This window comes from Thiomonas arsenitoxydans, from assembly GCF_000253115.1.
Taxonomy (GTDB): domain Bacteria; phylum Pseudomonadota; class Gammaproteobacteria; order Burkholderiales; family Burkholderiaceae_C; genus Thiomonas; species Thiomonas arsenitoxydans.
In genome coordinates, this window is the sequence record NC_014144.1 from 20,170 (window position 1) to 46,756 (window position 26,587).

The 26,587-nt window shown below is 58.0% G+C and carries 36 protein-coding genes; 16 read left to right on the top strand and 20 right to left on the bottom strand.

The features are described 5' to 3' along the window. The first annotated feature begins 565 nt into the window (after positions 1 to 565). The 9 genes from THI_RS17805 (at position 566) to THI_RS17835 (ending at position 5,741) form a co-directional block, all read left to right on the top strand. Positions 566 to 1,027, top strand: a complete 462-nt coding sequence (locus tag THI_RS17805; protein ID WP_020909896.1) for a single-stranded DNA-binding protein — start codon at positions 566 to 568, stop codon at positions 1,025 to 1,027. A 50-nt stretch (positions 1,028 to 1,077) separates the two neighbouring features. After that, complete coding sequence (locus THI_RS19010) at positions 1,078 to 1,254, top strand: hypothetical protein (protein ID WP_020909897.1); 177 nt, start codon at positions 1,078 to 1,080, stop codon at positions 1,252 to 1,254. Between the two features lie 24 nt (positions 1,255 to 1,278). After that, complete coding sequence (locus tag THI_RS17810; RefSeq protein ID WP_020909898.1) at positions 1,279 to 1,545, top strand: hypothetical protein; 267 nt, start codon at positions 1,279 to 1,281, stop codon at positions 1,543 to 1,545. Positions 1,546 to 1,557: 12 nt separating this feature from the next. Next, positions 1,558 to 1,890 (top strand): hypothetical protein, encoded by a 333-nt coding sequence (locus THI_RS19015; protein ID WP_020909899.1) that lies wholly within the window; start codon positions 1,558 to 1,560, stop codon positions 1,888 to 1,890. A gap of 18 nt (positions 1,891 to 1,908) precedes the next feature. Beyond that, positions 1,909 to 2,115: a hypothetical protein gene (locus THI_RS17815; RefSeq protein ID WP_020909900.1), complete on the top strand. Its 207-nt coding sequence runs from the start codon at positions 1,909 to 1,911 to the stop codon at positions 2,113 to 2,115. 572 nt (positions 2,116 to 2,687) lie between these two features. Then, complete coding sequence (locus THI_RS17820) at positions 2,688 to 3,236, top strand: hypothetical protein (protein ID WP_041609402.1); 549 nt, start codon at positions 2,688 to 2,690, stop codon at positions 3,234 to 3,236. Further along, entirely contained in the window at positions 3,233 to 4,228 is a 996-nt protein-coding gene (locus THI_RS18225; RefSeq protein ID WP_157869598.1) for a relaxase/mobilization nuclease domain-containing protein, read from the top strand. The genes THI_RS17820 and THI_RS18225 overlap by 4 nt, the downstream gene beginning before the upstream one ends. A 12-nt stretch (positions 4,229 to 4,240) precedes the next feature. Then, positions 4,241 to 5,434, top strand: coding sequence for a DUF1173 family protein (locus THI_RS17830; protein WP_020909904.1), 1,194 nt, complete (start codon positions 4,241 to 4,243; stop codon positions 5,432 to 5,434). Between the two features lie 70 nt (positions 5,435 to 5,504). Then, positions 5,505 to 5,741, top strand: coding sequence for a hypothetical protein (locus tag THI_RS17835; protein ID WP_041609403.1), 237 nt, complete (start codon positions 5,505 to 5,507; stop codon positions 5,739 to 5,741). A 96-nt stretch (positions 5,742 to 5,837) separates the two neighbouring features. On the opposite strand, the gene THI_RS19020 is transcribed toward THI_RS17835, so the two are convergent. From THI_RS19020 to THI_RS17915, 20 genes are all read right to left on the bottom strand, one after another. Next, complete coding sequence (locus THI_RS19020) at positions 5,838 to 6,029, bottom strand: hypothetical protein (protein ID WP_157096603.1); 192 nt, start codon at positions 6,027 to 6,029, stop codon at positions 5,838 to 5,840. A 3-nt stretch (positions 6,030 to 6,032) separates the two neighbouring features. Then, complete coding sequence (locus THI_RS17840) at positions 6,033 to 6,785, bottom strand: TraX family protein (protein ID WP_020909907.1); 753 nt, start codon at positions 6,783 to 6,785, stop codon at positions 6,033 to 6,035. A 28-nt stretch (positions 6,786 to 6,813) separates the two neighbouring features. Next, a complete protein-coding gene (locus THI_RS19450; RefSeq protein ID WP_231836624.1) occupies positions 6,814 to 7,050 on the bottom strand; it encodes a hypothetical protein in 237 nt (78 codons plus the stop codon). A gap of 102 nt (positions 7,051 to 7,152) precedes the next feature. Then, positions 7,153 to 9,228 carry an LPD7 domain-containing protein gene (locus tag THI_RS19030; protein WP_020909909.1) on the bottom strand — a complete coding sequence of 692 codons (2,076 nt, stop codon included), beginning with the start codon at positions 9,226 to 9,228 and terminating at the stop codon, positions 7,153 to 7,155. A gap of 7 nt (positions 9,229 to 9,235) precedes the next feature. Continuing rightward, positions 9,236 to 11,191 carry a type IV secretory system conjugative DNA transfer family protein gene (locus THI_RS17855; protein WP_157869599.1) on the bottom strand — a complete coding sequence of 652 codons (1,956 nt, stop codon included), beginning with the start codon at positions 11,189 to 11,191 and terminating at the stop codon, positions 9,236 to 9,238. Continuing rightward, positions 11,178 to 12,212 carry a P-type DNA transfer ATPase VirB11 gene (virB11, locus tag THI_RS17860; RefSeq protein ID WP_020909911.1) on the bottom strand — a complete coding sequence of 345 codons (1,035 nt, stop codon included), beginning with the start codon at positions 12,210 to 12,212 and terminating at the stop codon, positions 11,178 to 11,180. The genes THI_RS17855 and virB11 overlap by 14 nt, the downstream gene beginning before the upstream one ends. After that, positions 12,202 to 13,551, bottom strand: a complete 1,350-nt coding sequence (gene virB10, locus THI_RS18230) for a type IV secretion system protein VirB10 (RefSeq protein WP_020909912.1) — start codon at positions 13,549 to 13,551, stop codon at positions 12,202 to 12,204. The genes virB11 and virB10 overlap by 11 nt, the downstream gene beginning before the upstream one ends. Then, positions 13,544 to 14,434 (bottom strand): P-type conjugative transfer protein VirB9, encoded by an 891-nt coding sequence (virB9, locus tag THI_RS17870; protein ID WP_041609408.1) that lies wholly within the window; start codon positions 14,432 to 14,434, stop codon positions 13,544 to 13,546. Before virB9 ends, virB10 begins: the two co-directional genes overlap by 8 nt. Then, a complete protein-coding gene (locus tag THI_RS17875; RefSeq protein ID WP_020909914.1) occupies positions 14,431 to 15,231 on the bottom strand; it encodes a VirB8 family type IV secretion system protein in 801 nt (266 codons plus the stop codon). The genes virB9 and THI_RS17875 overlap by 4 nt, the downstream gene beginning before the upstream one ends. 201 nt (positions 15,232 to 15,432) lie before the next feature. Further along, positions 15,433 to 16,503 carry a TrbL/VirB6 family protein gene (locus tag THI_RS17880; RefSeq protein ID WP_020909915.1) on the bottom strand — a complete coding sequence of 357 codons (1,071 nt, stop codon included), beginning with the start codon at positions 16,501 to 16,503 and terminating at the stop codon, positions 15,433 to 15,435. A 17-nt stretch (positions 16,504 to 16,520) separates the two neighbouring features. Next, positions 16,521 to 16,784 (bottom strand): hypothetical protein, encoded by a 264-nt coding sequence (locus THI_RS19035; RefSeq protein WP_020909916.1) that lies wholly within the window; start codon positions 16,782 to 16,784, stop codon positions 16,521 to 16,523. Positions 16,785 to 16,795: 11 nt separating this feature from the next. Next, a complete protein-coding gene (locus THI_RS18235; protein WP_020909917.1) occupies positions 16,796 to 17,500 on the bottom strand; it encodes a type IV secretion system protein in 705 nt (234 codons plus the stop codon). Between the two features lie 2 nt (positions 17,501 to 17,502). After that, the gene (locus THI_RS17890; protein WP_020909918.1) at positions 17,503 to 19,917 is read right to left on the bottom strand and encodes a VirB4 family type IV secretion/conjugal transfer ATPase; all 2,415 of its coding nucleotides are present in this window, start codon (positions 19,915 to 19,917) and stop codon (positions 17,503 to 17,505) included. Between the two features lie 26 nt (positions 19,918 to 19,943). Continuing rightward, a complete protein-coding gene (locus tag THI_RS19040; RefSeq protein WP_020909919.1) occupies positions 19,944 to 20,129 on the bottom strand; it encodes a hypothetical protein in 186 nt (61 codons plus the stop codon). Between the two features lie 39 nt (positions 20,130 to 20,168). After that, positions 20,169 to 20,657, bottom strand: a complete 489-nt coding sequence (locus THI_RS17895) for a glycine zipper 2TM domain-containing protein (protein ID WP_020909920.1) — start codon at positions 20,655 to 20,657, stop codon at positions 20,169 to 20,171. Beyond that, complete coding sequence (locus tag THI_RS17900) at positions 20,654 to 20,977, bottom strand: VirB3 family type IV secretion system protein (protein ID WP_020909921.1); 324 nt, start codon at positions 20,975 to 20,977, stop codon at positions 20,654 to 20,656. Before THI_RS17900 ends, THI_RS17895 begins: the two co-directional genes overlap by 4 nt. Then, positions 20,977 to 21,333 (bottom strand): TrbC/VirB2 family type IV secretion system protein, encoded by a 357-nt coding sequence (locus tag THI_RS17905; RefSeq protein ID WP_020909922.1) that lies wholly within the window; start codon positions 21,331 to 21,333, stop codon positions 20,977 to 20,979. The genes THI_RS17900 and THI_RS17905 overlap by 1 nt, the downstream gene beginning before the upstream one ends. Next, positions 21,330 to 21,584, bottom strand: a complete 255-nt coding sequence (locus tag THI_RS19045) for a hypothetical protein (RefSeq protein ID WP_020909923.1) — start codon at positions 21,582 to 21,584, stop codon at positions 21,330 to 21,332. Before THI_RS19045 ends, THI_RS17905 begins: the two co-directional genes overlap by 4 nt. A gap of 36 nt (positions 21,585 to 21,620) precedes the next feature. Beyond that, the gene (locus THI_RS18240) at positions 21,621 to 22,226 is read right to left on the bottom strand and encodes a lytic transglycosylase domain-containing protein (RefSeq protein ID WP_020909924.1); all 606 of its coding nucleotides are present in this window, start codon (positions 22,224 to 22,226) and stop codon (positions 21,621 to 21,623) included. Positions 22,227 to 22,256: 30 nt separating this feature from the next. Then, entirely contained in the window at positions 22,257 to 22,997 is a 741-nt protein-coding gene (locus THI_RS17915) for a hypothetical protein (RefSeq protein ID WP_020909925.1), read from the bottom strand. Positions 22,998 to 23,798: 801 nt separating this feature from the next. Between THI_RS17915 and THI_RS17920 the strand changes: the two genes are divergently transcribed. From THI_RS17920 to THI_RS17950, 7 genes are all read left to right on the top strand, one after another. After that, the gene (locus THI_RS17920) at positions 23,799 to 24,458 is read left to right on the top strand and encodes a hypothetical protein (RefSeq protein ID WP_157869600.1); all 660 of its coding nucleotides are present in this window, start codon (positions 23,799 to 23,801) and stop codon (positions 24,456 to 24,458) included. A 65-nt stretch (positions 24,459 to 24,523) separates the two neighbouring features. Then, a complete protein-coding gene (locus tag THI_RS17925; RefSeq protein ID WP_020909928.1) occupies positions 24,524 to 24,715 on the top strand; it encodes a hypothetical protein in 192 nt (63 codons plus the stop codon). 169 nt (positions 24,716 to 24,884) lie between these two features. Next, positions 24,885 to 25,142 (top strand): AbrB/MazE/SpoVT family DNA-binding domain-containing protein, encoded by a 258-nt coding sequence (locus tag THI_RS17930; protein ID WP_020909929.1) that lies wholly within the window; start codon positions 24,885 to 24,887, stop codon positions 25,140 to 25,142. After that, entirely contained in the window at positions 25,142 to 25,474 is a 333-nt protein-coding gene (locus THI_RS17935; RefSeq protein ID WP_020909930.1) for a type II toxin-antitoxin system PemK/MazF family toxin, read from the top strand. The genes THI_RS17930 and THI_RS17935 overlap by 1 nt, the downstream gene beginning before the upstream one ends. A gap of 45 nt (positions 25,475 to 25,519) precedes the next feature. Next, positions 25,520 to 25,894 carry a hypothetical protein gene (locus THI_RS17940; RefSeq protein WP_157096610.1) on the top strand — a complete coding sequence of 125 codons (375 nt, stop codon included), beginning with the start codon at positions 25,520 to 25,522 and terminating at the stop codon, positions 25,892 to 25,894. 36 nt (positions 25,895 to 25,930) lie between these two features. Next, a complete protein-coding gene (locus THI_RS17945; RefSeq protein ID WP_020909932.1) occupies positions 25,931 to 26,182 on the top strand; it encodes a type II toxin-antitoxin system PemK/MazF family toxin in 252 nt (83 codons plus the stop codon). A gap of 182 nt (positions 26,183 to 26,364) precedes the next feature. Then, positions 26,365 to 26,583 (top strand): hypothetical protein, encoded by a 219-nt coding sequence (locus tag THI_RS17950; protein WP_020909933.1) that lies wholly within the window; start codon positions 26,365 to 26,367, stop codon positions 26,581 to 26,583. Positions 26,584 to 26,587: the final 4 nt, after the last annotated feature.

Below are 26,587 nucleotides of genomic sequence, written 5' to 3' on the forward strand. Positions count from 1 at the left end.
ATCGTTTTTAATTGAATCATGCGGCAGCTTTTCAAACCCTGAAACGCTTGGGCGTGTCCCCTACGGGGCCGGGCTTTCGTGCTGCGCATCGAGCCAAACATAAAGCCGTTTGTCTCGACCCTTCGGGCTTCAATCCCTCACGCTCTAGGCGCTACGCGCAGGGCTAGACGGCAACGACAAACAAGAGCAGGCGCAAGGGTATCGCACTAACAAGCGGCCCTCTCCAATCGTTGCGGTGAGCGCGCTCGACTGGCATCCAGGTATTCCCCCTTCAATTCGCTGGCCGCGCGGCCAGACGTTACACGGCCTTGTCTCGCTGCGCGAGCCATCCCCTGCGATTACTCGGGGCACGGCCTTGCGGTATTCCACCTTTTACTGCGGGCTTTGTAATAGGGTGGTTTGCAAGGAGCGTGCCATTATCAATATAGGGCGGTTTGCGTGGTTACATACTATTGCACATTATGCGAGTTTAGGGGTTGTTTTATACCCCCATTCAATTATAATTATTCCATGTCGCAAGGATATGCGGCATCAACCAAAAACCCACTATTGAAAGGACTTTATCATGGCTTCCCTCAACCGCGTTGATTTGATCGGCAACATCGGCCAAGACATCGAGCTGCGCTATATGCCCGATGGTTCCGCCGTCGCCAATATCTCCCTTGCCACCACTGCCAAATGGAAAGGCAATAACGGGCAGTTGCAGGAGCGCACGGAATGGCACCGCCTTGTGTGCTACGGCAAGACCGCCGAGCTGGCCGCCGAGTATCTGCAAAAAGGTTCACAGGTCTTTTTCAGCGGACGCCTGCAAACGCGCAAATGGGAAAAGGAAGGCGAAGCCCACTATTCGACCGAGATTGTCGTGCAGGAAATGCAATTCCTCGGCGCGAACCGCAAAGGCGCAGCCGCACAAGCACCCGAAGCGACACCCGAAGCGACACCGCCCGCAGCCGCCAAAAACGCACGCAGGGCCAAACCCGCACCGAAGCAGAGCGCCGATATTCCCGAAAGTGACGTGCCCTATTAATTGACCCAGGCCGGGGCAACCCGGCCCGCCAACCCCCATAAGGAGCCGCCATGTTTCACACCCTCAAATATCGCGCCGGTTTTTTGCACCTGAGTTATCCGGCACATGCTGCGCCGATCTACAAAGCACAGCATGATTTTTCACTGCGCGAATTCAAGAGCCTGCGCGCTGCAAAAATCTGGCTTTCGATCAAGAGCCGTCAACCTGGCCCGCTACGCGCCCGCTGAACCAACGACTTGAAAGGCATCAACATGCACACCTTGCCCCCCTGGCGTGTTTTTTCCACGCATGACGGATATATCAAGATCGTGAGCGCCTGCGGTGCGGAAATCGCCACGATAGACCGCTGCGCAAAACCCACGACCGGAAGCCAAGAGAAGAACGCCGGCTTGATTCTGGCCGCGCCTATTCTTTATCTAGCCCTGAATGCGCTGCAGGCCAATCCTAACGATCCGGCTGCGCATCGCATGGCGCTGGATGCTTTGCGCAGTGCTAATATCCCCATCACCCACAACTGAAAGGCTATCCCGATGATTACCGTACACAAAGCAAAAAGCGCCATGCAATGCGATTGCCCGATTCGTGGCGATGGTAAGGAACCCTGTATTGCTTCGCGCTGCATGGCGTGGCGCTGGTTTGGCGACGCACCCGAGCCCCGAACCGTTCCAGCAGTCCCGCCCACCGCCGCAAATATCAACGAAGTGACCCAACCGGCCCCCGATGGTATTTGGATATTTACCCCGGCCCTGCCCGCTGAAATGAACGATGGCGAAGCCGTCGCCGCGTATTGGATGGAGGGCATGGATTCCACCGATGCGCGCCGCCTGGGCTTTTGTGGTCTGGCAGGCCGTGCCGAAAACTAACCCCTGAAAGGTGCATTCATGTCATCCCGTCGCCGCTTGCCCTATTTTGCCACCGCCCTGTGCAATAGCGTATGCCCCGAAACGAACACCGAGATTCGCAAAGGAGACAGCATTGTTTACAACCCAACGTATCGCATCGCCTATGCGTTGACCTCAAAAACCGCCGACCAGGTAAGAGCCCGCCAGTTCGCCGAGACGTTCAACATGACCGATCAGAATTACTAGCCACGGACTTTTCCAACGACCCGCCAGAGAGCGGGTTTTTTTTCGTCCCGATTTATCGACCGGCTTTAGCGTGCTAAAGCATTCCCATACAGCCCCATAGCGCCGCCCGTATTCCTGCGAATAGGGTAGGCGCAGCCCCGTTGCGTTCGCCTGTCCTGTGCCCATCTGGTGAGCCGAAGGGGGTATAGCGTGACTTGAACCGGCACGCTCTCGTGATGCCTGCGGCATGGGACAACTGCCAACGGGTGAGAGACTAGAAGAAAGAAAGAAGGGAAGAAATTGAGGGCAGGATACGCATAACGGGTGCCAAACATGGGCCGCATACCGATAACAGGTGTCAAACATGGTTGAGGCGTTGCCTAACGGGTGTCCAGAAGGGGCCATGTCTATTGTTAACGAGTGTCGGAACGGTGCGATTCCATCGCTAACAGGTGTCCGACAGGGTGCGTTTTCTTCCTTAACGGGTGTAAACTTTGCCCTGTCTGTCGTTGCCGCTCCTGCGGCACGAACTACCCAGCGCATTGCAGCGGCGTGGGGGTAGGGCGGGAATTTATAACTCGGAGAGATTTAATATGGCAGCTAAAAAAATCGTTAAGACCTTTGTGTCGTTGGAGCATGCGACAGCGTTGAATGCCATCGCCGAAGCGTCTCGGATCAGCGTTAGCGGATTGATTTCTCATATCATTGCCGAGCGTCTTGAGGGCGGGGATGTCGAGAATTTCGGGGGAAGCACTGAGAGCATTAGCCCCTCTGAATTTAATGTTAAGGACGTAGTTCGCTATACAGTTGCATTGCCCCTATCTCTCATGTCTGTTATTGATGAGCGTGCTAAGAAGCAGGGCATGACGCGAAAGCGTTATGTTGCTTCGCTACTGACCAGTCATGCGAGCTGCGAGCCGATCTATGATCGTGCGGCACAAATCACTATCCAAAAAACGCTCGATAAAGTGCATGCAATGGCAATCAACCTGAATATGCTCCGCGTGACGATGGAAAGCCGGGGTGAGATTCCAAGAAATCTTGAAGCGGAGCTATTGACTGCAACGGCACTCTGTGAGAATCTATTGTCCGAGGTCAACCAAATGCGGTTAGCCAATGTTGAGCGATGGAGGTCAACGTGAGCGAATCATTCGATGAGGAAATGGATGTTTTAGTCGGGCGCGAAAAAGGTAAGGCCAGCAAAAAAGGAAAAATCGGCGGGGGCGGAGGGCAACGCCCGCGACGGTATCTTGCCGGTGCGCCCGAGGTCATGGTCAAAATCACGGGCTGGGGGCACTCGATAGGCGGTCTTGAGGGTGCGAAGGGAAACAAGGTGCGCTCTATTGAAGGACATTTGAAATACATCACCCGGCACAGCAAACTTGAGGCAGAAACAAGCGACGGCATGACGATCTCTGATGCGTCCGGCTTGAAAGACTACATGGAGCGTATTTACCGCAAAGAGGATCAAGCGCCTGCGAAAAACCGTGAATCGCTGCATGTTGTGCTTTCGATGCCAGCGGGTACTGAGGCCGAGGCCGTAAGGGCGGGTGCGCGCGAGTTTTTGATGAACCGATTTGGAGACAATCATCGTTTCCTCTTTGTATTGCACACGGATACGGATAACCCGCACGTTCATGCGGTCGTGCAGAATAGGGGGTTCGATGGCCGGAAACTGCACTATGAGAAAGGCGAACTGCAGAAGATGCGGCAAGAGTTTGCCGATAGCATGAATGCGCAGGGTGTATTCGCCGACGCCACGCCGCGATCTGTGCGCGGCGTTGTGGAGAAATCGGCGATTCAATCCTGGCTGCATATGCTGAAAGGCGACGACAAGCGCACGCCGAGAATGCCGAAGAAGCTCGGCATGCAGATTGCCGATGCGGTGAATAACCCGGATCGACCTAAACCGTGGCTGGCCGCAATCTATACACGGCAAGAGGAAATCCGGGGCGGCTTGGCGAGCGAAATCGAGGCGCTGCGGGTTAGCGGGGAAAAAGGCGGATTGCGCAAGGCCGACCTCATCGAAAAATTCTTAAAGGCCATGCCGCCGATCCGCACGCAGGAAGATCGCATACGCGAGAAGCAGGCAAACCGTAAGGTGGATGAGTTAGATCAACAACAGCTCCTTTAAGGGATACGCGCCATGTCCGAATATCTTTTCCCGACAGGTGAAATTCTTGAAACGGCCACGCCGGAGTTTCAAGGCGCTCTCGCGGATGCTTACGGCGACACAAGTAACCGGGTTCGGTGTCTCTGCAAAACAGGCGGTTTGCCGATGTATATAGCCAAGCGTGGCGAGCTATACATCCTCAAGCGTATGCCCAACACCGCCGAGGAACACGCAGCCGGGTGTGATTCCTACGAACCACCCGCCGCGCTATCGGGCCGGTCGGAGGTCTTGGGCGGGGCCATCAAACACGACGACGAGAGCGGACGCGACAAGCTGCGGTTTGACTTCTCGCTGTCTCGCAGCCAGCGGCCACAGATGTCGGATAGCGCACAGGCTAGTGGGGATAGCGTTCGCGCTGAACCCAATAAACTGAGTTTTCTCGGCTTGGTGCATTACTTATGGGATCAGTCGGGTTTGGTACGCTGGAAACCTTTTGGCGCGGTGATCCGCTGGGAACAGGTGCGCGAGCGGGTCTTGCGCGCGGCGAGCGGTGCCGAGGCAAAAAGTCGCGGGTTATCGGACATTCTTTATATGCCGGAACAATTCGATAAAGACCGGCACGATGCGCAAGAGGCGCGGAGAATCGGGTTTTTCAAACGATTCGAGCAAAAGGCGTCGAGCGGTTATTTACTGTGCATCGGGGAGTTGAAAGAATTTTCGGAAAGCAGGGGGGCGCACAAGCTGACCATCAAGCACGCGCCGGGCGTGGCCTTTCTGATGGATAAGGTCACTGCGGGCCGTTTTGGTCGCCGCTTCAAAGCAGAGATGGCGAGCTGGGCCGCTGACGAGAAAACACGGCTGATCGCGGCCATGACCTGCGCCATTGAAGGCGGAATTGCGCATGTCGTTGAAATTACCCTGATGCCTGTCACGCACGACTGGATACCGTTTGACGGGGCAATGGAAAAGCAACTGCTCGATGTGCTGATGCGGCAAGAGCGCGAGTTCATCAAATCCTTGCGGTACAACCTGGCCGCAGGTTCGCCAGTGGCCAGCGCAATCTTGACCGATGCAGGAGAGCAGGGCGTCGCGCTGTTTCTGCCCCCTGAAGAACCCGAGGCGCGGATTGCCTGGGCCGAGCGGATCGAGGGCTATAGCGGGCCGACTTGGGAATGGTTGGGGGGTGACATGCCCGCATTGCCTATGCGGGCGTCTGAGGCCGAATAACGGGCTTGCAGCGCCGGTGACGGTCGGCGCTTTTGTATCCTGTGGGCGTGCTAAAACACGGAGTGGAGAAATGGCCGAATACAGCTTTGAGATTGTTTCGCGCAACGTCGATCTAGGCGGCGGCTGGGCGCTGCGCCTTTTGGAAGATGGCGAGGAAATGGGCGGGGGCGTGTACCCGCTTGCGGCCTACAACGGGGCGACCGCGAAAGAGGCGGGAAAGATGGCGCTGGCCGATGCGCTGGCCGAGGCTGAAAGCTGGATCGACTCTCGGCGCGGCGGCGGTGAGCTGCGCGCCGACGCGCCCTAGCTCAGTGACGCAAGAACAGAAGGGCAACGACCGCAGCAAGTGCCACGATCACCACAATTCCACCACCAATAGAGAAGCCGAGCAGTGCGGACATTTTTAGCTCACGAGATTATCGGAAATGAACGCCAGAGCTTGGATCAGCGCCCAAAAGATCGGCACCACTATCACAATGCCGATTTCACCTGTTCTAGCATAGACGACACCACCAAAACCGGCAACGCCCCATGATGCTCGTCGCAATTCTTTTGCGAGCGCATGCGCCGATTCGGGTCTGAATTGGAACTTCACGGATCAACCCGTTCTGAGGCGCGGAAACATCATCTGCGCGAACCACAGGGCATAGAGCAGGGCGGGGTAATAGCCGTAAAACGCCCACCGAATGCGTGGGATGCGCAACTTCACATGCGGGGCCAGCAGCATCAGCGGGAAGCTGGCGAGCGCCCATTGATCCAGATTGACCGCGCCGAGGAAGAAGGCCGCGAACAGGGCGGCAACAAACCACCGGAAATGCCCGCTTTTGATCCAGGCAATGAGAGCCAAGTTCATCAGGATTGCGGGCCACCAAAACTCAACGGAGCTGCCGCCGACGATGAGCAAGGCGATTCCGAGCATCTTGCTTTGCCATCCTGAACGCTCAAAGATCAAATAGGCGCTGGCCGTTGTGACCAGCAGGGTGAACAGGATGTTGAGCGGCCACCAGCCATACAGCAATCCGCCCAGGCCAAGAAACGCGGGCGTGCTGATGAGCCCGAAGATGAGCAGGCGCTTCATCACCCGGACATGCAGGCCTGCGGCCGCAGCGCCGGGACGCGCCAGGTTATAGGCCAGCACGAAGCCAAACAGCGGCATGACCATGCGCCCGAAGTCGAACAGCACCGAGGACGTTCCGCCGAGCGCGTACTTATTGACATGATCGCCCGTCATCCAAAGGAGTGCGAGCCACTTGATCGCCTCAAGTGTCCCGTTCTCGACGTGGACGCGGCTGGCGGTTCGAGCTGGCGCCCTGCTGATCGGCGCAATAACTGGCTGGGCTTTGCTGGACATGGTTTAGCGCGCTAAAGAATCGAAGGCTTTACGCTAGTTCTTCAATCGTTACCGGGGTGCCAATATAGAACAGATATAAAAAGGTGCCGTTGTTGAAATGTTGAGTGGAGGTCGATAATTGAACGCCAATAATCGCATTTGCCCCCTCTGGCGCAGACCCCGCGAGGGCATCGCGTGCTTCCTGGTATGGGTCTGTCCCACTTGAAGTCAAACGCTCTAACAAGCCTATATGGCTGATTTTAATTTGCCGAACTATTTGAATCATCGGAAAAATACGAGTGCATTTGAATCCTTCCGGGAGTGTTTGAAGTGTGTATAGGTGTGTTTGCATTATTTATCCCATTCGTTCGTATTTTCTGTAATTCGCTTACATCGCGCTCAATGTTTCCGCTGCAGTTTGCTCTCGGATTTGGGTGCGCTGCTCCTGTGCGTCTCGCTGGGGAAATCGCACTTGCTGCGTCTTGACCGCATCGTAGTGCCCCCTTTCTATGCGTTGTGCCAAGGTATTGCGCATGACAGCCAGCGCCGATTTGCGCGCTTGTTCGTCATGCCCCTGATCCTTGAGCTTCGCGTTATAGGCTCCCAGTACGGCATACGGCCCGGCCAGCTTGGGATGCTCTTTGACCGCCACGGAGGCTTTGACCTTTTCCGAGGCGAATCGCGTAGCGGCCTCGCGGTTCACCCGCTCCATTTCATCCATCGCCACCTGCACCTTTTGCGCGGTTTCCTCGCGCCTGATGGCCGATAGCTGTTCGGCTTTCAGGGCGGTGGCTTGGCCGTCTGCCCGCATGTCGCGTTCCAGTTCCTTGAATTCCGCTGCAACAACGTGGGTACGGATACCGTTGTTCAGGCTGGTCTGACCTATGGTGCGCGCTACATCCTCCTTGCTTTCGACCAGATGCGGCGCTTCCTTGGCGTCGGTGTTGAGGAATGCGCGCATGGCATCTTCGGCCTTGTCGAACACGCGGCGCTCATTGGCCTGCGCCGAGGCGGTACTGAGGGTGTAGATCGTGGCCGCTTCTGCCGCAGCTTCGGCAGTCTTGGCGCTGCTCTGGCGGGTCGTTTCGGGGGTTGCCTTTCTTTCCCCTGGCTTGTCCTGTTCGGCGGCTTCCTGGGCCTGTTTTATGGCCGTCTGTTCCGGGGTCTTATCCGCGACCGCATTCTCGATCTGCTCTTTTGTTTCTGTGGGCGATGCGGCTCTTTTGTGGGCAAGCTCGGCCTCATCGCGTTCGCTTGGTTCGTAGCCTGTGACCGTCATTCCGGCCAGGCTCGCTTTCATCCAGGCTTCGCGTCGAAATTCCTTGGTGCCCGTGACCTCAATCGCTTTCCACTCGCGCGCCTTTGCGATGTCCACGGCAATCTGCGCCGTGCGCTCGGCGGGGTGTGCTCGGTTTGCGATGATGCGATTGCCGCGATCCTCGAAATAATGCTGGCCGCTATTGTTCTGGCTGCTGTAATACCGTTTTCCTGTTTTGAAATACTGTTTTTCAATATAGTCTGGAAGCAGGTTTTTTCTTTGGCTCTCCTGCTCCGGCGTGCGATTAAGAACGCTGTCCTCTTTATCAGCCTGATCGGCTTGCGAGGGCTTGGAGAAGCTGGCGCGCGGCGCTTTTGCCTTGCCGTCTGCGGCGAACTCGGCGATGGATTCCCCGCGCGCGCCCAGCACCTCAATTTCAATCTTTTGCGCGCCCGTCGATTCCGGGCCTGCGGCTTGGGCGCTGGCCGTGGATGTCGGCCCGCTACCTGCTGCCGGGCCTGCGCTGCTGCTCGATGTCGCCATGTCAATTACTCCTGTGTGTGATGCTTGCTGAAAAAGACTTTGCCGGGTTGCTGGAAAATTCTGCTGGCGGCGCTCGCCCAAGTGCATGCCCCACGAAACCGCCCGAACGATGGTCATAGCCTCCACCAGTGTCAGCTTGGCCGTTGGGTCTGACTTCAAACGCTCAACGGTGGACAAACCTTTTTGCGCATGTCCTGCGTGAGTTGGCGCGGGCGGCTTTTCGTGTTCGGCTATGAGCGCAAACACTTCCTCGGCCTGCTGTTCCAGCGTTTCGCCGCTGTAGTACTTGCGGACTTCTCCCCATAACGCGCCTAGTCCCGGATCATCCTGTGCGCGAATCAGTCCGTTGAGGATGGCCCGCTTTTCAGCTCGTTGGAATGTATTGATTCCATGATGGCCGATAACTTCATGCGCGAGGCTTCGTCGGAAATCGGCATCGTCCACCGCGTGGGCAAGGGCAACGCCAACAACTCCTTTCTCGTCAGGATGCGTCCCTGGGAGATAGGTTGCTCTGGCGCTGTGGGCGGGGTGTTGCGGGTCTTGGAATCCATACGCATCTCCTATCGTGGTCGGGGCGGCAAAAAAATCGAGCGCGGCGGCGGATCGGTATTCGCTCTGAAATTCTCTCCAAAGCGATTCCGCGCGGGCTTGCGATATTTCCATGTTGCGCCTAAGCGACCTGCATCACCATGTTCTGCGCCTGCAGATCGTGTGTGAACCGCTCAATGAAGTCCATCACGCCAGCTACATCGGTTCGCGCCACATAGTCTTGCAGATCGACCCCGAATTTTTCTAGCCCCGCGTCGAGGATGCTTTCAACCTCTTGCGGGTCAGGATCAGCAAAGAACACTTCCGGCGCGTAGCTGGTTGCCGCTTGATGTTCAACGGCCACCAGGCGCGGGATCGCGGGCGGTTTCGCATATTGCTCGCTACGCTCACGAAACAGCTTTTCCGCGTAGTAGCGAATCTTGCGGCCATGAATCGGCGGGCAGTTCTCCACGATGATGATGTTGCGGCGCTCACCAATGTCGGCAATCTCCTGCGGCAAGAGCAGCGCACGGCGCTGCTCTTGCTCGGAGAGGCTGTGCTTGGCCTTCTCGAACAGATTGTTCGTGCGGGTTCGGTTCACGCCCGTCTCGGTGTTGTAGCCCAACCATTCCGACATATCGCGCAGGATTTGGGTTTCGGTTCGCTTGGGTGCGTGCGCCACCTGCACGCCAAAGTTCGCCAGAAAGGTCGATGCCGCATCCTTGCCGTAAATCTCGGCGATTTGGGCCGGGCTTTGCAGGATCGCAACGATCCGCAGGCCGTAGCCTGCGACGAAGGCGATCCCTTTCGCCAGGCTCTCGATCTTGCCGATGGCCGCGAACTCATCGAGCAGCAGCATGCACTTGTATTTCAGGGCTGCATCGAATTGCGGCAGGGTCACGGTGTTGACATCGACGCACAACTGGAAGAACAGCAGCATCAGCGAATGCAGACGGGCCAGATCGCGGGGAGCGCACACAAAATAAACCGACATGCGCTTGCGGCGCAGATCGCGCAAATCAAAGTCCGAGCGCGATGTGGCCGCATCAATCGACGGACTTTGCCAAAGCTCCAGCGCCGAGCGAAACCCTGTGATGATGCCTGCGCGGGTTTCCTTGGCGGCGATGTCGAGGTATGCGCCCAGCGAGCGCACGCAGGCGTCACTGAGCGGCTGGCGCGACTTGATGCGATCCTTGATGATCTTGTCAAACGTCGTGTAAGGGTCGCCGTCCATGCCTGAGCGCAGCACTGCGCCGATGCTCAAGGGCTGGCCGGATTCCATGAGGTACATCGCGATGCCGATGAACAGAAAGCGGGGGGTGCGTGTCCAGATCGGTTGCACGCCCGGCGTGTCCGGGAACAAGATGTTTGCAATGCGCTGTAAATCCTCAATCGCCTTGCCGGGTTCGCGCGACACCAGATCAAGCGGGTTCCAGCAGTGGCTTGTCCCATCTTCTGCGGCGGGATCGAACCGGAAACACGCTTGGCCGTGCGCTGCACGAAAGCCCGCCGTCGCGTTCCAGTTCTCGCGTTTCATGTCGAGCACCACGACCGAATCGCCCCAGGTCAACAAGTTTGGAATGACGACCGAAACCCCCTTGCCGGAGCGGGTCGGGGCGGCAACGAGCACATGCGAATCGCCCGAGTAGTGCAGCAAGCGGCGACCAAATCGCCCCAGCAAAACGCCCTTGTGCTTGAGCAGGCCGGCCTTGTTGATGTCATTCAAGGTGGCGAATTTAGAAACCCCATGCAGCGGACGGCGGGGGCGCAGTTTGACGATCAACGCGGCCACGGCAACCAGCGGCACCAAACCGATCAGCGCGGCTATAGAAAGCTCGGATTGCACCGCGCGGACGTGGCCGTAGTAATAGGCGTATTCGACAAACACCCAGGGCGAGAGCAAGGACAGGGGTTGACGCACCAGCAGCAGCAGCACCGCGCCCGAAACCATTGCCCAGCCATAGAGCGCCACGCCGACACCGACGACGATAACGGCGGTGCGCCAGTGCTCCCCAATCGCGCGCAGGGTGTCGCCGATGCTGCGCATTGACGCGGCGATACCGGAAGGCCCGGCGCGCATCCTCTCAGACGTTGACATGGCGGCTTTCCGGGTCATAAAACACCTCAACCACTTTGCGGTTGTGCATGAAGATGACCACATCAATCGTGGCGAACAACCGCTTTTGAATGTAGTCGGCGGGCAGGTGCGCGCCGGTCGGAGAATCCTTGATGAAGGCCGTCATCTGCTCGAAGGATTCATACGCGCCGTTAGCGTGCAGCGAAGTGATCGACCCCGGATGTCCAGTGTTCACCGCCTTGACATATTCCCAGGCTTCATCACCGCGCAGCTCGGCCAGCAAAATCCGGTCGGGCTTCATGCGCAGGCAGGACGCAAGCGCGTCTTTCGCTGACAACACGCTATGCGTTTCGACCTCCCGGCTGTAGAACAGATGCACATGGTTGGGATGGTTCGGCAGCGGCAGCTCGTGGACATCCTCCAGCGTAATCAGCCGCGCGGTCGGCTGGATGCGGTCAATCAAGCTCTTGGTGAGTGTGGTCTTGCCCGAACCTGTTTTGCCTGCGATGACGATGTTGCGCTTGCTAACCACCGCCAGGTGCAAAAACTCCCGGTAGCGGCGCTGGGCCAGCAGATCGAGCAATTCCCGCTCGAAGTCTTGCAGGGTGTCGCGCTTGACCACCACATCCGAAAAGGTGCCGTCATCCTCCAACTGCTCCAGGCTTCTGCTGATGCGCGAGGCTTTGCGGATTGTGATGCTCACTGCGCCGGGCTCGCAGCCGGGCGGAATCACCGCCTGCACCCGCTCACCGCTGGGCAGCGACGCCGAAAGAACCGGCCTGTCTTTCAAGCTCTTGCCGTTATAGCCCGCGATCAGATTCACCAGATGCTTGCACGCATCGAACGTCAACGCGGGCTGCGCGTGCCGCTCCCAGCCGCGCGTGCCTTCTGTCCAGATCGAGCCCGGTTGATTGATGCACACCTCATCCACCGCATCATCGGCCAAATACGCGCGAAACGGCGTCAGGAACTCATGCAGCATCGGCGCGTGCGCCGATGACGAACGCCTGAGTTCCACCACTTCATGCGGGCTAGTGTGCATCGCGGGTCTTGAGCTGATAGACATTTGCAAAACTTAGGTCACGGGCAACCATCACCTGAATATGCGCGCCCTGATTGATGCGGATTGTGGGCGGTATATCCACGGAGCTTTTGAGCATGCTCTTGACGACTTCCTGACCCGAGTTGACCGTGTTTGTGTAAGCGAACGTCGAGGCCGCTGCCGCGCCCGCGTTGTTGCTCGCCGTTTCGCGGTTCACCAGCGCCGCTGTCGTGTCGCTGATGAAGGACATCAAGATTGCTGCGCCGAACCGCTGCCAGAAATGGTTATCCACATAGCCGGTATTGCCCCCGCGGCCCAGGCGATCCGCGCCCGGCGAAGTGATGTTGATAACCACCCCCTCGGGGGTTTCGACGCGATCCCACAGCACGAACACCCGCGCCTGGCCCTGCTGCACGCCAGAACGGAACTCGCCCACGAGCTTTGAGCCCCGATCCAGCAAGATCACGTTGCCATTGTCTGAATACACATTGCGCGTGAGCGTGCAGGTTGTGAGGCTGGGCAAGGTGGTATCAATCGCGGTATCGAGCGCACATTCCAGCGAGGTTCCCTTTGTGATGATGAAATTCCGGTTCGGCAACACGCGCGCCGAAGCCAGAGCAAGGCGGGTCGGTTTGAGGTTGCCGCCCAGGCTATCCGGGTTGTTCGATTGCGGGCCGGGGGCGGGTGCTGCGCCGCTGCTGCCTGCACCCCCGACGCTCGCCTGATTGAACGAAGTCGGCGCAGGCATCGGAGCAACATAGGGCTGCGGCGCTGCCGCGTAAGCCGGACGCGCGGGCGCTTGTTGCGACGGCATGGCATTCGCGCCCGGCTGCTGGCCGACCGCGTTCGTATCCTGACCCGACATCATCAGGGGATCAAACTGGCGGCGCTGCGCCAAAGTGATTTGAGGCGGGCCTTGACGGTGATCGAACGCCCCGAGCCCGCCAGTGGCCGGGGCTGGCGGCTTGCTCAACAAAATGGGCGCTGCAGGTGTCGCCGATGCCGGTGCAGCCGGTGCGGGGGGAATCTGCAAAGGCGGCAAACCCATCGCCATTTCTTCCCCTTGCGCGCCTTTTTTCTTGGGCGCGGTCAGGAAGGCATTGATTTCATGCTTGAGGAAGAACACCCCCACAATGATGATGGCAAACACGACGCCGTAAGTGACCAATGTACCTTTGCTCGTGCGCCGCTTCGTGCTCGGGATTTCGCCAACGTCATCTTCTGGCCGGGTTGCGCCTGGGGCGTCAGCGGAGCCACGGAATTCCCGTGGGTCATACTCTGCTTCGGCAATTCGCGCACGCTCTTGCTGCTCTTTGATTTGGTCTTTGAGGTCACTCATCGTTGTTCCCCTTGACGATGACGCGCTGCACGGCGGGGCTGATGGTGCCCGTCTGCGGGACAGCGCCCGCTGTTGAATAGCCCCGGTTCTCGATGCACACGACCCGTTTGCCGAAACGCAGCACAAGCCGGTGCGCTAGGCGCTGAACCACCATCGTGTTGCCCTCCACGTTGGTATTGAGCAGAGATTCCCGGTCATCGCGGCTCAGGTCATAGACCGAGGGCATGGGCGAATGCGGGCCAAAGGTCAAGTAAGTGAACTGGCCGTTGTCATACGCCCGAATCGGGGTGATCGAGGCGTTGCCTGCGGCCCAATAATCCGTGTTCAGCACGCCCTTTTTGACGCCCTTGAGTTCGTCCTTGATCTTCTGCGCGTGGGCCTGCCGTTCCTTCTCGGCTTGGTCGCGCGCTGCCGATTGCGCTTGTGCCGCCAGAAGCGCGTTTTGCTCGCGTACCGTATCGTTCGGATAAAGGAAGGACAGGCTATAGATCAGATGCTTGTCGCGCCAGGCGCTCGTGCTGTTCGCGGGGAAGGGCAGCACGATCAATTCAAAGTTATAGCTACGCCGATTTGTGATGATCGTCAGGTTCGTATCGGCATGCTGGGCGCGCGGCTTGAGGAACAGATTGTTTCCCCGTGCCACGATGTCCCAGGCGGCACTATCCCCGCAGGCGATGTCTTGCACCTGTTCGCCCTTATCCAATGCAATATGGGTCGAAACGCCATAGAACGTATGCAGCTCGGTCACGTTCATTTTCTGATACGGCACCACCCGCACGCGCGGATCTTCGTTGCCGAGAGGCGGCGTGATTGCGGCATGGGCTGCGCTGATGCCCAGCGCAATCAAACCCAACCCGGTCATAAGAGAGCGCAGATTTTTCATGGCCGTTCTCCCGAGGCTGCAACAGGAGGCGGGGGATAGATCGCCAACGGTGCCGCCTTCGTCGCAGGCTTCGCGTTCGTGTAGTCATCGAGCTGCACGGGCGCACCCATGATGGCTGTGCTGTAGTGCGTCACCACGAAATCCAGCGGATTGATGAGACGCTGCGCATGCGTAAGTTTCCGGTTCTCATATTTGAATTCGACCGTCGCGGTTTCTTGTTGTGTCGTCGGCGTCTGCTCTCCGGCCTTTTCAGAAAGGCGCTGAAACTGCACATAGGCCACATTCGGCTTGATGAAATTCACGCTGATGATCTTGATATGGACATACCCTTTTTGTCCATACACGTTGAGCGGGCTTGTTGGATTCGCGGGGCTAAACCCGTTCATGTAATCGCGCGCCACAGCGGAATCACTCATCAATCCCACTTGTTCATACCGGGGGCTGGCAATGTCTCGGTCGTAGGATTCGCGCGCCGTCACATACGACTGCACGAAATAGCGGTTCATCGCTTCTGTGGGTGTCGCCGCCCGCGTGAGGGGTTGAGGGACATCCACCAGGCCGGTTGAGCTATCGACCCGGATCACATACGGCTGTACCGTCTTGAGCGGGGTAAGGCCCGCAACGGCCAGCGCCTCGATGCCCGCGATGAACAGCGCGGCACCTGCCACGATCCAGGCCGTGCGGCGGGACTTGAGCAAGGATTGCTCGCGGCTGGTTTCCCAGGACAAGGCTTCCCGCATGTAGGCCGATTCAAGCGCCTTATCGCTCGGCTCTTTGGGTTTTTTCGTGCCGATCATGGTGTGGCCCCCGAAGTGCTGGGCATCGGGGCCGAGGCCGCAGGCGGGTTGATCGGATGGAAGGGCTGACCCTTCCAACTTGGGGGCGCTTCGCTTGCGCACCCGGCAAGGGCGACAAGCAGCAAGGCGGTGAGGATGGTTTTCATAGTGGGTTTTATCTTCTCGTTTAGGTTCTCAAAATCTTTAGCGTGCTAAAGATGTTCACACTTTCTTGATGGTGTTCGGGTTGATCTTTGATGCAACGGCGCGAGCTGCTGCACCTAGTTTGCGTTCTGGATACAAGCCCGGTGCAAGGCGCGTCAAACGCCGCGTGTCCGCCTTAAACCGTGCCGCATTGCGGCGTGCCATGACAGTTCCCATCGCGCCGCGCTTGAGGAAGCTCGCCGTCGCGGCAAACATGCCCATCGTGGCGAGGGCTACGCCGCCAGAGAGGGCGGCGGCTTTGGTTTGGACTTGCATCAGGATCAGGGCGCCGACTAGGGAAATGATGACGATAGGTAAAGCCGTTGAAGTGAAATTCACAGAGCCCATTACGGCTGCATTCGCCTTAGTTGTATACGCATTCACCACATTAAGGATGATTCCCAGCACTGCGGCGGTAAGCATGACGACAAAGATATAATGAAATAGCATGCCTATCCACTTTTCAAAGAATGGCTTGCTTGCATCAAAAAAGAGTGCAATTATAAAGATAGGCCCAATCGCCAACAGAACCGCTAATGCCACTAAAGAAAGTATATAAAGAAATGCGCCATAAAGCACCATGATAGATCCGACCACCAAAATCACAAAGGCAAATATTTCTTCTCCAATATCTGGCACTCCTAATGTTGAATCTTTCCCCGCTTGTATTGTTTCCTTTTGATAGGCCATGTCCACTTGATCTTCCGCGTTGTCGAGAAAGTTCATTTCTGATGATGGAGTTGCGCTTGGCCCGCCTGAAATCAACGCCGCAGCATCGCCGGGTGCGTTGAAAACCCAACTCGATATTTGAGTTTGATACGTTCCAACTGACATCGCAAAGCCCCAAATCAAGCTAATTTTTATGATGCGCTGCAAACCATCGCGCAGGGGCTCGTTGATGGTTCCGCGAATCATCATCCAACCCCATAACGCGACATAAATCGCCAACAGCGTCGTTGCCGTGCCATTAAAGGAACCGATGATGCTGGCCGAGGTCGAAGAAACGTACCCCGATAGAACGCTATCGATTTTCGTGAAAAAATCGCTGTAAAACGTGTAATTGGGGCTTGTTACAACTGCCGTAGCCATTCAGTTCACCTATTCCTTTACCATTTAAGCGGTTTTCCAACATTCGTGATGCTTTTCTGCACGAGAACACTCTGCACTGCTCCGCAAATAGGATCAGTGAAGGTTTCCGGCTTGCTGCAGTATTTCGCCTTGAATGCCTCTGGCGTCATGGCTTTGCCGTCAACCACCGGAGCCGAGGCACTTGCTATTTTCGGTACTCCGTTGGCATCGACATCGGGTTTAGAGCAAGCGCCCAAAATCAGCGCAGAAAGTACCGTAGATATTACATAAATATATTTCATTGTTATCTCCTTTACCAAGAAAGTGGTGGCCCCGGTGTTGTAACGCTCTGAATAAATCTTTCTTTATCCTGTTCCTGCTCTGTCGCCGCCTGCGCCTGCTGGGTGAGCTGCAGGGCTTTGAGCTGGTTTGTGCTGTTGGCGATCAGGGCGTTTTGCGCCTGGATGCGCGCCTGCAGATTCATGGTCTGTTTGGCGCTGGGCGAGTTCGCCACTTGCGTTATCAGCGATTGAATGTTTGTCATTCCCGAGGTGATGTTTTTATAGGCTTCTTGTGCAGCGGCCAGGTTCGTCGCATTCTGTTCCTGCACCCCTTGCATATGCTGCGCGGCTGGCGTTCCTGCGCCGAATGTCGCATTCGGATCAAGGATATTGTTCTGCTTCATAAAATTCTGAATGGATGCCTGCAACTGTCCGTATTGTCCGTTCGGGTTGTTGATGGCGTTCAATAGATCATTCACACTTTGCGGCAACATGCCTTGCGCCGTTTGCATGCCAGCGGCGCTCAGGCTGGACATGCCAAAATTCCCCTCCATGTTCTTGATCGCAGCGATTTGGTTTTGCAGACTATTCACCATCTGCCCATATTGCTGCCCCCAGGCGACCACCTGCTGAACTGCTTGCGCCAGGTTGGCCGCGTCAATAACGGGTATGCCCGCATGCGCGGCCTGCGTCATGGCGAACAGAAAAGGAATGAGGATAAATCGAAGGTATTTCATGGTCATACTCCTTGACGGATGCGGTGAAACTCGGGAAGCCAGATTTCCGGGTTATTGCCATGTTCTTTGACAAGGCGTTCAACCAGGTGTGAGGTTTCTGTATTGCCGGAGAGCACAGCGATTTCATCGTGCATCCCGGCCAGATTCATTTCAGCGACAACCGAACCATCCCCTTGTTTAATGAGGAACTGGCGGGACTTCTCGCCCAAATTCTTGATGAGGCTGTATTCTTTTTCGGACAGCTTGAAATCCTCGATGTAGCTCTTGCGATCCGCCTGCGGATTCGGCAGAAAAATCTTGGTCGAGGTCTGCCCGACCAGCGCATACGCAATCGGGCTGCGCATCAGTTGCTCCGGGCTTTGTGAGAACATCACCAGAAAACCATCTTGCTTTCGGATCGTCACCAGCTTGTTTTCGATCAGGTCGCGGAATGCCTCATCGCCGAGCACCTTCGGAAACTCGTCAATGAAAATCGGGATGCGCCGCCCGTCGATCAGGCTTTCAATACGGTGGAACAGGTAGAGAATCGTCGGGGTGCGAATCTCGGGCTCGTCCAGAAACTCGGTGACATCGAAGCCAATGATCGGCGTGTTATCGACATCAATGGTGTCCTCATCGTTGTCGAACAGCCAGGCCAGGGTGCCCGTGCCGCACCAACGCTGCAGGCGGGGGCGGATACCGTTCGGGTCGGTCGGATCGAGAAATTCCATCATCGCGCCCAGCCGCCGCAAGGGCTTGGGCGCTGACATCACCCCGCGAATTGCATTGCTGATTTCGCTTTCCTGAACCGTGGTGAAGGGGTGCGCCTCGCTGCGCACCAACACCTTGACCAGCTTTTCCAGAAACATCTGCGTGGCTTGCGTGGCCGGGAGCTGAAAGGGGTTGAATCCCGAGGGTTCACCGCGCTTGATCGGGTAGTAACGCCCGCCCATCGCGCGGGTCGCCACCGACATCCCGAGGTCTTTGTCGAACACCACCGCAGTAAACCGCTTGCCAGGCACGTTGAACTTGCTCACCATCGCCAGAAGCATCCCCGCCAGCACGGTTTTGCCCGTGCCGGTCTTACCCATCACAACGGTGTTCGCCGGTTCCCGGTGGTTCGGATCGGCGACGGCCTGCGTCGGATCAACCGCGTGAAAATTGAAGTAATACGGTGCGCCCGAGGTGGTCTTGAAGGCCATCACCGCATCCCCCCACTGCGCGCCCTTGATGCGTCCAATCGGGAAATTGTGGTTTGAGGCAAAGCCCGCAAAATTCAGGCTGGTGATGTCCGCCAGACGGGGGCGATATTTGTAGTTGCCGGGCAGTTGCGAGAAATACGCGGCGGGGGTCGCAATGTCCTCTCGCGCCCACTTCATACCCACATCGGCCAGCGCCGTGCCAGCGAGGGCCACAGCGGTATCCACGCCCTTGCGCGTGGGCGATTTGACCAACAGCGTGAGGCTGTGGGTGCCCATCACAAACGCATTGGACATGAGCTGATCCAGGGCGTCACCGATTTCGTCAACTTGGCTCTGCGCCAGATCACCCGCATTGACCATGCGGCCATGCTGGCGGCTCATGCGCTGTACCGCCGTTTGTTTTTCGATGAAGGTGAAAGATTGGCTCAGAACCAGCTCGAAAGGCATGCCTAACAATTCGTTGAGCAGGCCCGGCGCGGTAGGCCGTGGATATTCCCGGATGGTGATGGCAGCGGCCATCTGCGTTTTGATCGGCCCCTTGAGGGCAATCAGACCGCCTGCGCCGAATAGCGGGCGCGTGATGCCGAACACCTCATTGATGTCGGCACGCGGCACCGGGAAGGGGTGATGCTCACCATCGAACAGATAGGCATAAAACTCAAGCTGCTCGCTGAACAGAACGCCGTTTTTCTCATAGACCTTGAGCAATTCCGGGCCATAGTTATAGAGCGAAGTGCCGACCGTGCGGATCAGTTCTTCTACCGTGCCCAAATCGTCTTTGATTTCCGCATCGGTGCGGGGCTTTCTCATCAGGCCATCGAATAGCCCTTTGGCATCCAGTCGCTGGGGCTTAAAAAGCACGGTGATGTAAAGCTCGTTGACGAACTTCTCATCTTGCTGAAACCGCTGGCGGTATTTCGCGTTGAGGTCGATGCCGAAACCATTGGTCGGCTCGCCGTCCGGGTATGCGTTGTATTTGATGCGTACTGTATGCGTCCACACAGCGATGTGGGTGTCGGCAATGTTGCGCAGCAGTTGCGCAAATTGCCGGTGCCATCCATTGATCGTGCTCGTGTCGGCGCTTTCATGCGCCGCCCCCGCCATCTTGAACGTGAAGCAGTATTCGCCGCTTTGCAGCCGAACAATGGCGGGCGTCAGTTGCGTGCGATAGGGGATGAACCCCGCCAGCTCGCTTTCGGACTTGGTTTTTTCAATCAGTGTTGCCGTGGTGGACATGGTTTAGCACGCTAAAGTGGGTTGCATCATTGCTGCGGGTTATCGGTCTTGCGAAAATACCCCTTCGCGGCCAATCCCCAACCCACCGACATCACTCCTAAAAGCAAATTCCCGATCAATACGGCATAGGCCCCCTTGGACAAATCGGGCAAATACGATGCCAAGCCCGCGAGGGCCATCCAGATCAATCCAAAAATCATTCTTCCGTTCATGGTTTCGTTCCTTTCGTTCTTTAGCGCGCTAAAGTGGGTTCAACCGGCAGGCGTGACTTGCACGTTCACGCGCAGGGTCGGGCCGGGCTCATAAGGCAGCACGGCGCTGAATACGCGCCCCTCATAGCGATAGCTCACGCGGTAGCCCTGTGTCTGCGGTTCGTCCTGATAGACCGTCTGGCAGCTCTGTATCGGTGTCTGCGGGGCGGCGCTGGCTTGCTGCATGCTCTGGCCTGCCAAGGCGCCCGTGGCCGCGCCTACGGCAGCGGCGGCAATCTTGCCGTTGCCTTGACCGACCTGCGCGCCCAGGAGCGCGCCCGCGATGCCGCCGATGACCGTACCGGCCCCGACTTGCGTATTCGGGGCGGGTGCTGGGGGCGGCATCATCGTTGTGCATTGCTGATGCGGCACTTGCATATAGACGACATTGGGGCTTGCGCCCACCACTTGCGCCGTGGCCTGAAAGTCGCCCGCCCAGGCCGGTGAGGCGCAGAGCGCAGCGAGCGTGATTGTTGCGATTGACTTCAAAGCAGTTTCCTCGGTTTCCGCTGTTTCACGGGGGAAAAACTCGCGGCCCCCTCCCATACGCTGCGGTTCTGCACCGGCGCATTGGTTTGCGCCGCGAGCATGAGTTCATGGAAGATGCCCCCATCCTTTGCACTGAGCGCGTAAAGCGCGCCGTGCAAAGGAATGGCGAGCAGGAAGGTGAAAATGTTTTTCGAGGCGAGGAACGCCACAATCACAATCAGCGCCTCGATGACAAACGCAGTGAGCGGCACGCCCGCCACGGTCGCCGGGCGCGTGAGCCCCGCAAACAGCGGGTCGGTGTGCAGTTCCTCGTCCTGCATCACGCCGCCCCTTGGATCAGGTTCACGATGTCCGTGCCGCCAAAGATCAGGATGATCCCGCCGATGATCGAACCCGCCCAGCCCCACGACATCTTGCCAAACAAGGCCATGACACCCAACACGATCACGGCAATGATGGCCACCGTGGTCATAAACGGGCCGGTGAGGGTCGTTTTGATCGTTGTCGCTTCGTTATCCCAGGCGGCGGCGTGGGCGGTGCCCGCCATGAGATAGAGCGCAAACAGGCCCAGGATGCTGAGGGCCTGCAGCCAGAACACCAGCTTTTGATCGTTATCCATGCTTTGATACATGGCGATGCGCTGCTGGGCAAAACGGGGTAATGCGATTGTGTTCATCGTTCAATCCTTATCGGTAAAGGTTCCGGTTCAATGGACTTGATATAGCTCATCAGGGTATCGAGGCGTTTCCAGGTTCTCGCTTTGTTTCGTGCCGCCTCAAGCACGACTTCGAGATTTTCATATCGGTGTTTTGCGCTCAACTCATAGGCGTCATTCCTTTGTCGAATGATGAAAGTGGATAGGGCGTTTGTTTTAACTAGCAATTCAAATTCGCGCCTTTTGATGTGGCTCGGCTCGGTGGATTCCATTGATTGTGTGGGTTCAGGTTTACTCCATATTATGTTCTAGTAAACCTTTATGTGAGCGGGCTGCGATGCTTTGTAAACATCGTAGGGGTCATACGGAGCTTGCTGCTTCTGTTTTTGTCTTTCATCTTTAGGTGTCTGTTTCTGTTTTTCCTTTCCTGTTAGTGGGATGATATTCGGGTTGCTGGTCGCCGTATCCACGATTTTACGAACATAGCCGTTCGCAAATCCCTGGGTGCGCGAGCCGGTGTTATACATCGAAATTGCATCCAGAATCGCGCGCTGCGGGTCTTGCGTTATCCCGTAGGCTTGTCTGTAGTTCTGGTCGAAAATGATTGCAGCCGCCTTGATATTCGTGCATGGATCGAATACCGTCTTTGCGTCTAGGTTCAGTCGTTTGAAATTCGCGCTATTGATCTGCGCAATTCCTGCATCAAACGAATAGCCGTGCTGGTATAGCCATGCAGCGGTTGCTTGCGCCTGCGCGATATTCTCGGGTGGATGTGCGAGCGCCTGACCTCCATTGACGTTGATCGCCAAAGGGTTGCCCCCGCTCTCATTCTGGATGATGGCTTTCATCCATCCAGCAGGGACTTGCTGGGTGCATTGCGCAATCATCGCGGGGAGGTCGGGCAGGGCGTGCATGGCGGCTCAATATCCGGCGCAGTCTTTGGCTCAGTAATGCACCACGTTATGCAAGGCGTTGTTGATGAATACATCAATCGCCCGGCCATTCATGCCCGGCTGGATCGTCGTCACTTGGTTGTAAACGGGAATCGCGGGCGGTTTCTGTCCGTACCACGACCACATGGAATTACTGTCTTTCGGCGTGATGGTGCCCACTTGCTGCCCGACGCAAGTCATGGGCTGCAGGGGGGTGTAGTTGCCATCACGCCCGCCATAGTCGGGCGTCAGTCCCTCGCCGTCGCCTATGCCGGTCGAGACGCCGGTGAGCTGCATCGAATAGCCATCATCGCCGTCACGCACCCAGCTATAAGTGACGGGCTGGCCCTGCAGGGCCGCTTGCGCGCCTGCGGCCAGCGGGGTTGTGCCTGCGGGGCATGCGTTGTAGTAGTTGACGGCCTGCGTGGCGTAGTTCTTGTTGCCCGGCGTCGAGGCCATCGGGCAAACCGGGATTTGGCCGGGCGGGGTTTCGCTCAGAATGTGCCAAAGCGTTTGAATCGGCTGGATGCACTGCGTCACCGCTTCCGGGCCGTTGGGGTTCGCCAGACATAGAAGAATTTTGCATCCCAGCGCCGCATCGCCGGTAAAAGGCGGCTGGGCCGCGAGGATTTTGTTCACGAGGTCTTGCGCCTGCTGGCTGACTTGCGGTGCGGCGGCGGTCTGCGCCATCGCTTGCATCGGCAAGACGCTGATGCTCAAGATCGCTGCAACGGTGAGGGGGTGGAACTTCATCGGTTGCTCTCCTATGCGATGTGCGGGTTACTTCGTACTGGTGCGGGGGAAATATGACAATCGCGCTTGTTTTACATTGCAAACACGCCGATTTGTTGCATCAACTCTACTTGAGAAAAGTTCCGTTGTGTGCATTAGTTCACAGAAAGCTGTAACAAAACGTCATTCGTTCCTATAAACAAGGGGTAATGTGAGGGGAATGAAGTTTTCGCCCCAATCTTGTGCGTCACCCTTTCGGGCCGGGCTGTCGTGCTGCGCATCGAGCCGGTCTGCGCCCGTCTCGCCCCTTGCGGGCTTCCATCGCTGACGCCTGCGCGCCGTAGGCGCTGCGCGCTGCGCTTGCCTCCTGGGGGACGGCTTGCACCCTCCCCCGCCGCGCGTTGCTTGGCCTCCCCCTAACTCCCGGACAGGCTGCCCCTGACCGGGCAGGGCGCTTGCGCGCCCCACAGACCTGAGCTGGCCCGCGCTGCGGGCAGGAGCGGGCTGGCCTGCGGCCTGCCCGCGTGGGTGCGGTGTGGCGGGTTCCATCGCCTGCGGGTGAATCTGCTTTTTGGAGCCGCCCAGCCTGCGGGATGCTTGCGGGCTGTTCGGGGTCGCCTGCGCCCGGCTTCGCCCGGCTGGTCTTGCACGGGGTCACGCCAGGCCGCAAGCGGCCCGCCCGGTGCGCTGCGCGCACCCGGCTCTGTCATGCCCCCCTGCAGCCCCTCTCGACGCCCGCAGCCCTGCGGGCGCGCATCCCTACGGCTTCCTGTGAGGCGGCTCCAAAAAGCAGATTTTTTCCCACCCACAGGAGGTCACACCATGAACCCACTCAACACCGCACCCACTCACGATACGGGCGTTCCCCCCGTACCCCCCGAGGACTCACCAAAAAGCAGCGGGCAGGATGTCAAGGCGAAGCGAGAGGATTTCGCGCGGCGCTGTGGCCTGCGGGTCATGGTGCAGGATGAGGCGTGCGGGTTCGTGGCCTATACGGACGGCGCGCGACTTCTGGCCGTGTTTACCGGGCGAAGGACGAAGCGCGATTTTTACGAGCGTCATCGGGACATGGCGGGCGTGCAAGCGCGCTGCGATGCGGCTTTGAAGGTTTGCCGCGAGCTGGCCGAGGAGCGGCGGGCGGCAAAGCAGGGGCAGCGCGGTGTGAGCGTGGGGGATGTGCTGGTGTGCTCCTGGGGCTACGAGCAGACCAATATCGACTTTTACGAGGTCGTGGCCTTGAACGGCGCGCAGTCGGCGACCCTGCGCAAGATCGCCGCCGAAAGCAACGAGTGCGCGCCGACCGATATGCAGGGTGCCGCAACGCCGCAGCCGGGGGCTTTTGTCGGCTCGCCGTTCCTGGTGCGAATGCGCGATGAGAGCTGCTTGATCGGCGGATCAATGTACGCAAAAAAGCTGCACCCTTTGCGCGTGGTTGATGGCCTGCGCGAATGGCCGCTGCAGCGTTGGACAGCTTACGCCTGATTTTCCAACAGGCCGGGCCGCTAGGCCCGGCCATTCCCCCCCCCAACGTATTGAGAGGAATCCCCATGCAAACGCCTTTTTCTGCCAAATACCCGAGCAATCGCCTCAGTGCGGTGCATCAACGAAGTCACGCCGACAGCCTGCGCTTGGCGCGGCATTTTCGCGCGCTGGGCATGGGTGCGGAATGGGCGCGCATGATGGCGTGCGCCGCCAGCGCGCGTTTCTACTTTTCGAGGATGCGACGCCTGGGCGAATAGGCTATTGCAGGGCAGCGCAACCCTTTACATCGCGGATCGGCGGCAATCGGCCCGCGCCAACTGGCTAGGTCATCAACGATGCACACGCAGCGACACCGCCCACCAACGACTTTAGCGCGCTAAAGTCTCCGTTTATCATTATACTTTTGTATAACCTTTGGAGGATGCTATGCACACCACGACTTTGCGGCGGGTCGGCGGCTCGGTCATGCTGACCGTGCCCCCCGTCATGCTTGATCTGCTGCATCTGCAGGCGGGCGCCAATGTCGGCCTGCAGGTGGAGGCCGGTCGGCTTGTCGTGCAGCCTGCGCCTGCACGCCGATATACCCTTGATGCGCTTCTGGCGCAATGCGACCCCTCTGCGCCACTGAGCGCGGCAGCACGGGAATGGCTGGATGCGCCTGCCGTGGGCGATGAGGTCATCTGATGGAACGGGGCGACATCTATCTGGTTTCGCTCGATCCCACTTCGGGGCACGAACAGCAGGGCATGCGCCCTGTGCTGATCGTGTCGCCGGGCAAATTCAACCGGGTGATGAAAACGCCGGTCATCGTGCCGATCACCAACGGCGGCAACTTTGCCCGCTCGGCGGGTTTCACCGTCTCGCTTTCGGGCGCTGGCACCCAAACCACCGGGGTTGTCCTGTGTTCGCAGCCGCGCGCCCTCGATGTGCTGTCTCGCGGTGGCCGCAAGATCGAGAGCCTGCCCGCTGACCTCATGGATGAGGTTCGCGCCAAGCTGCTCGCCATCCTCGATTGAGCCTATGGCCGCGCCCCAAAACTTTAGCGCGCTAAGAAAAAGCACTTGCGCACTCCGCGCATTGAGCGCATTCAACAACCCGTGGCGGAAACCACGACCGGCGCCTCGCGGATCGGGGGCAGGAGAAATGAAATGCCTAAAGCTCTGACGATGCGCAGCAAAATCACTGTCCGTTGGACAACTAACCCGGCCGACATGGGATACGACGGTCGCCCGAGCGACTGGAAAGAAAGCGGCGGCGAAGTCTTGTCGATCCGCCAAGCCTCCACGTTTGCTTACAAGCTAGGTCGGAAAATTGGCGAGGGGACGAACAAACTAATCTATTACACCAACGGGGGGCGCGAGGTATCCCTTGGCGAAATCAACGAAGTAATCAATGCCTGGGAGTGCGCAGCACGGGAGAACCGCCGTTATGGCTAACCATCCCAGCCGCAGCCGCTGCGCTGGGTTCTGATCGTGTCGCCGGGCAAATTCAACCGGGTGATGAAAACGCCGGTCATCGTGCCGATCACCAACGGCGGCAGCTTTGCCCGCTCGGCGGGTTTCACCGTCTCGCTTTCGGGCGCTGGCATCCAAACCACCGGGGTTGTCCTGTGTTCGCAGCCGCGCGCCCTCGATGTGCTGTCTCGCGGTGGCCGCAAGATCGAGAGCCTGCCCGCTGACCTCATGGATGAGGTTCGCGCCAAGCTGCTCGCCATCCTCGACTAAAGCACCGAGCCGCGCCGAAACTTTAGCGCGCTAAAGTTTCTCAAAGGGTTTATTGATACACCTTGTTTTATATTTCTCTTTAAGGGGTTGTGTTATACCGCTTTTCCTGTTAGACTGTTTTCCGTGACCGATGCAATCGGCGCAGCGCGGCAACGACCGCACCACTATTGAAAGGATCAACCATGAAGATCAATGATGCGGTGTGCATCGCGGGCGATGTCATCCGGCGCTGTGGACACAGTGCGCAGCTTGCGCGCAAGCGCGGGCATGTGGTGAACATCGAAGGGCGGGTGGCGGAAGTTGCCTGGGATGATGAACAGCGCACGCGCTTGATTCCGCTGGCCAGCTTGGCCGTCATCAGCAAAGCGCAGGGGGTCATCGAACCCCGCGCGCGGGTTTGAGGAA

Bases quoted from the DNA above. Each gene is read 5' to 3' on its own strand.
- THI_RS17805 (WP_020909896.1), top strand. From the start codon at position 566: ATGGCTTCCCTCAACCGCGTTGATTTGATCGGCAACATCGGCCAAGAC.
- THI_RS19010 (WP_020909897.1), top strand. From the start codon at position 1,078: ATGTTTCACACCCTCAAATATCGCGCCGGTTTTTTGCACCTGAGTTAT.
- THI_RS17810 (WP_020909898.1), top strand. From the start codon at position 1,279: ATGCACACCTTGCCCCCCTGGCGTGTTTTTTCCACGCATGACGGATAT.
- THI_RS19015 (WP_020909899.1), top strand. From the start codon at position 1,558: ATGATTACCGTACACAAAGCAAAAAGCGCCATGCAATGCGATTGCCCG.
- THI_RS17815 (WP_020909900.1), top strand. From the start codon at position 1,909: ATGTCATCCCGTCGCCGCTTGCCCTATTTTGCCACCGCCCTGTGCAAT.
- THI_RS17820 (WP_041609402.1), top strand. From the start codon at position 2,688: ATGGCAGCTAAAAAAATCGTTAAGACCTTTGTGTCGTTGGAGCATGCG.
- THI_RS17830 (WP_020909904.1), top strand. From the start codon at position 4,241: ATGTCCGAATATCTTTTCCCGACAGGTGAAATTCTTGAAACGGCCACG.
- THI_RS17835 (WP_041609403.1), top strand. From the start codon at position 5,505: ATGGCCGAATACAGCTTTGAGATTGTTTCGCGCAACGTCGATCTAGGC.
- THI_RS17840 (WP_020909907.1), bottom strand. From the start codon at position 6,785: ATGTCCAGCAAAGCCCAGCCAGTTATTGCGCCGATCAGCAGGGCGCCA.
- THI_RS19450 (WP_231836624.1), bottom strand. From the start codon at position 7,050: ATGATTCAAATAGTTCGGCAAATTAAAATCAGCCATATAGGCTTGTTA.
- THI_RS19030 (WP_020909909.1), bottom strand. From the start codon at position 9,228: ATGGAAATATCGCAAGCCCGCGCGGAATCGCTTTGGAGAGAATTTCAG.
- THI_RS17855 (WP_157869599.1), bottom strand. From the start codon at position 11,191: ATGTCAACGTCTGAGAGGATGCGCGCCGGGCCTTCCGGTATCGCCGCG.
- virB11 (WP_020909911.1), bottom strand. From the start codon at position 12,212: ATGCACACTAGCCCGCATGAAGTGGTGGAACTCAGGCGTTCGTCATCG.
- virB10 (WP_020909912.1), bottom strand. From the start codon at position 13,551: ATGAGTGACCTCAAAGACCAAATCAAAGAGCAGCAAGAGCGTGCGCGA.
- virB9 (WP_041609408.1), bottom strand. From the start codon at position 14,434: ATGAAAAATCTGCGCTCTCTTATGACCGGGTTGGGTTTGATTGCGCTG.
- THI_RS17875 (WP_020909914.1), bottom strand. From the start codon at position 15,231: ATGATCGGCACGAAAAAACCCAAAGAGCCGAGCGATAAGGCGCTTGAA.
- THI_RS17880 (WP_020909915.1), bottom strand. From the start codon at position 16,503: ATGGCTACGGCAGTTGTAACAAGCCCCAATTACACGTTTTACAGCGAT.
- THI_RS19035 (WP_020909916.1), bottom strand. From the start codon at position 16,784: ATGAAATATATTTATGTAATATCTACGGTACTTTCTGCGCTGATTTTG.
- THI_RS18235 (WP_020909917.1), bottom strand. From the start codon at position 17,500: ATGAAATACCTTCGATTTATCCTCATTCCTTTTCTGTTCGCCATGACG.
- THI_RS17890 (WP_020909918.1), bottom strand. From the start codon at position 19,917: ATGTCCACCACGGCAACACTGATTGAAAAAACCAAGTCCGAAAGCGAG.
- THI_RS19040 (WP_020909919.1), bottom strand. From the start codon at position 20,129: ATGAACGGAAGAATGATTTTTGGATTGATCTGGATGGCCCTCGCGGGC.
- THI_RS17900 (WP_020909921.1), bottom strand. From the start codon at position 20,977: ATGCAGGACGAGGAACTGCACACCGACCCGCTGTTTGCGGGGCTCACG.
- THI_RS17905 (WP_020909922.1), bottom strand. From the start codon at position 21,333: ATGAACACAATCGCATTACCCCGTTTTGCCCAGCAGCGCATCGCCATG.
- THI_RS19045 (WP_020909923.1), bottom strand. From the start codon at position 21,584: ATGGAATCCACCGAGCCGAGCCACATCAAAAGGCGCGAATTTGAATTG.
- THI_RS18240 (WP_020909924.1), bottom strand. From the start codon at position 22,226: ATGCACGCCCTGCCCGACCTCCCCGCGATGATTGCGCAATGCACCCAG.
- THI_RS17915 (WP_020909925.1), bottom strand. From the start codon at position 22,997: ATGAAGTTCCACCCCCTCACCGTTGCAGCGATCTTGAGCATCAGCGTC.
- THI_RS17920 (WP_157869600.1), top strand. From the start codon at position 23,799: ATGAACCCACTCAACACCGCACCCACTCACGATACGGGCGTTCCCCCC.
- THI_RS17925 (WP_020909928.1), top strand. From the start codon at position 24,524: ATGCAAACGCCTTTTTCTGCCAAATACCCGAGCAATCGCCTCAGTGCG.
- THI_RS17930 (WP_020909929.1), top strand. From the start codon at position 24,885: ATGCACACCACGACTTTGCGGCGGGTCGGCGGCTCGGTCATGCTGACC.
- THI_RS17935 (WP_020909930.1), top strand. From the start codon at position 25,142: ATGGAACGGGGCGACATCTATCTGGTTTCGCTCGATCCCACTTCGGGG.
- THI_RS17950 (WP_020909933.1), top strand. From the start codon at position 26,365: ATGAAGATCAATGATGCGGTGTGCATCGCGGGCGATGTCATCCGGCGC.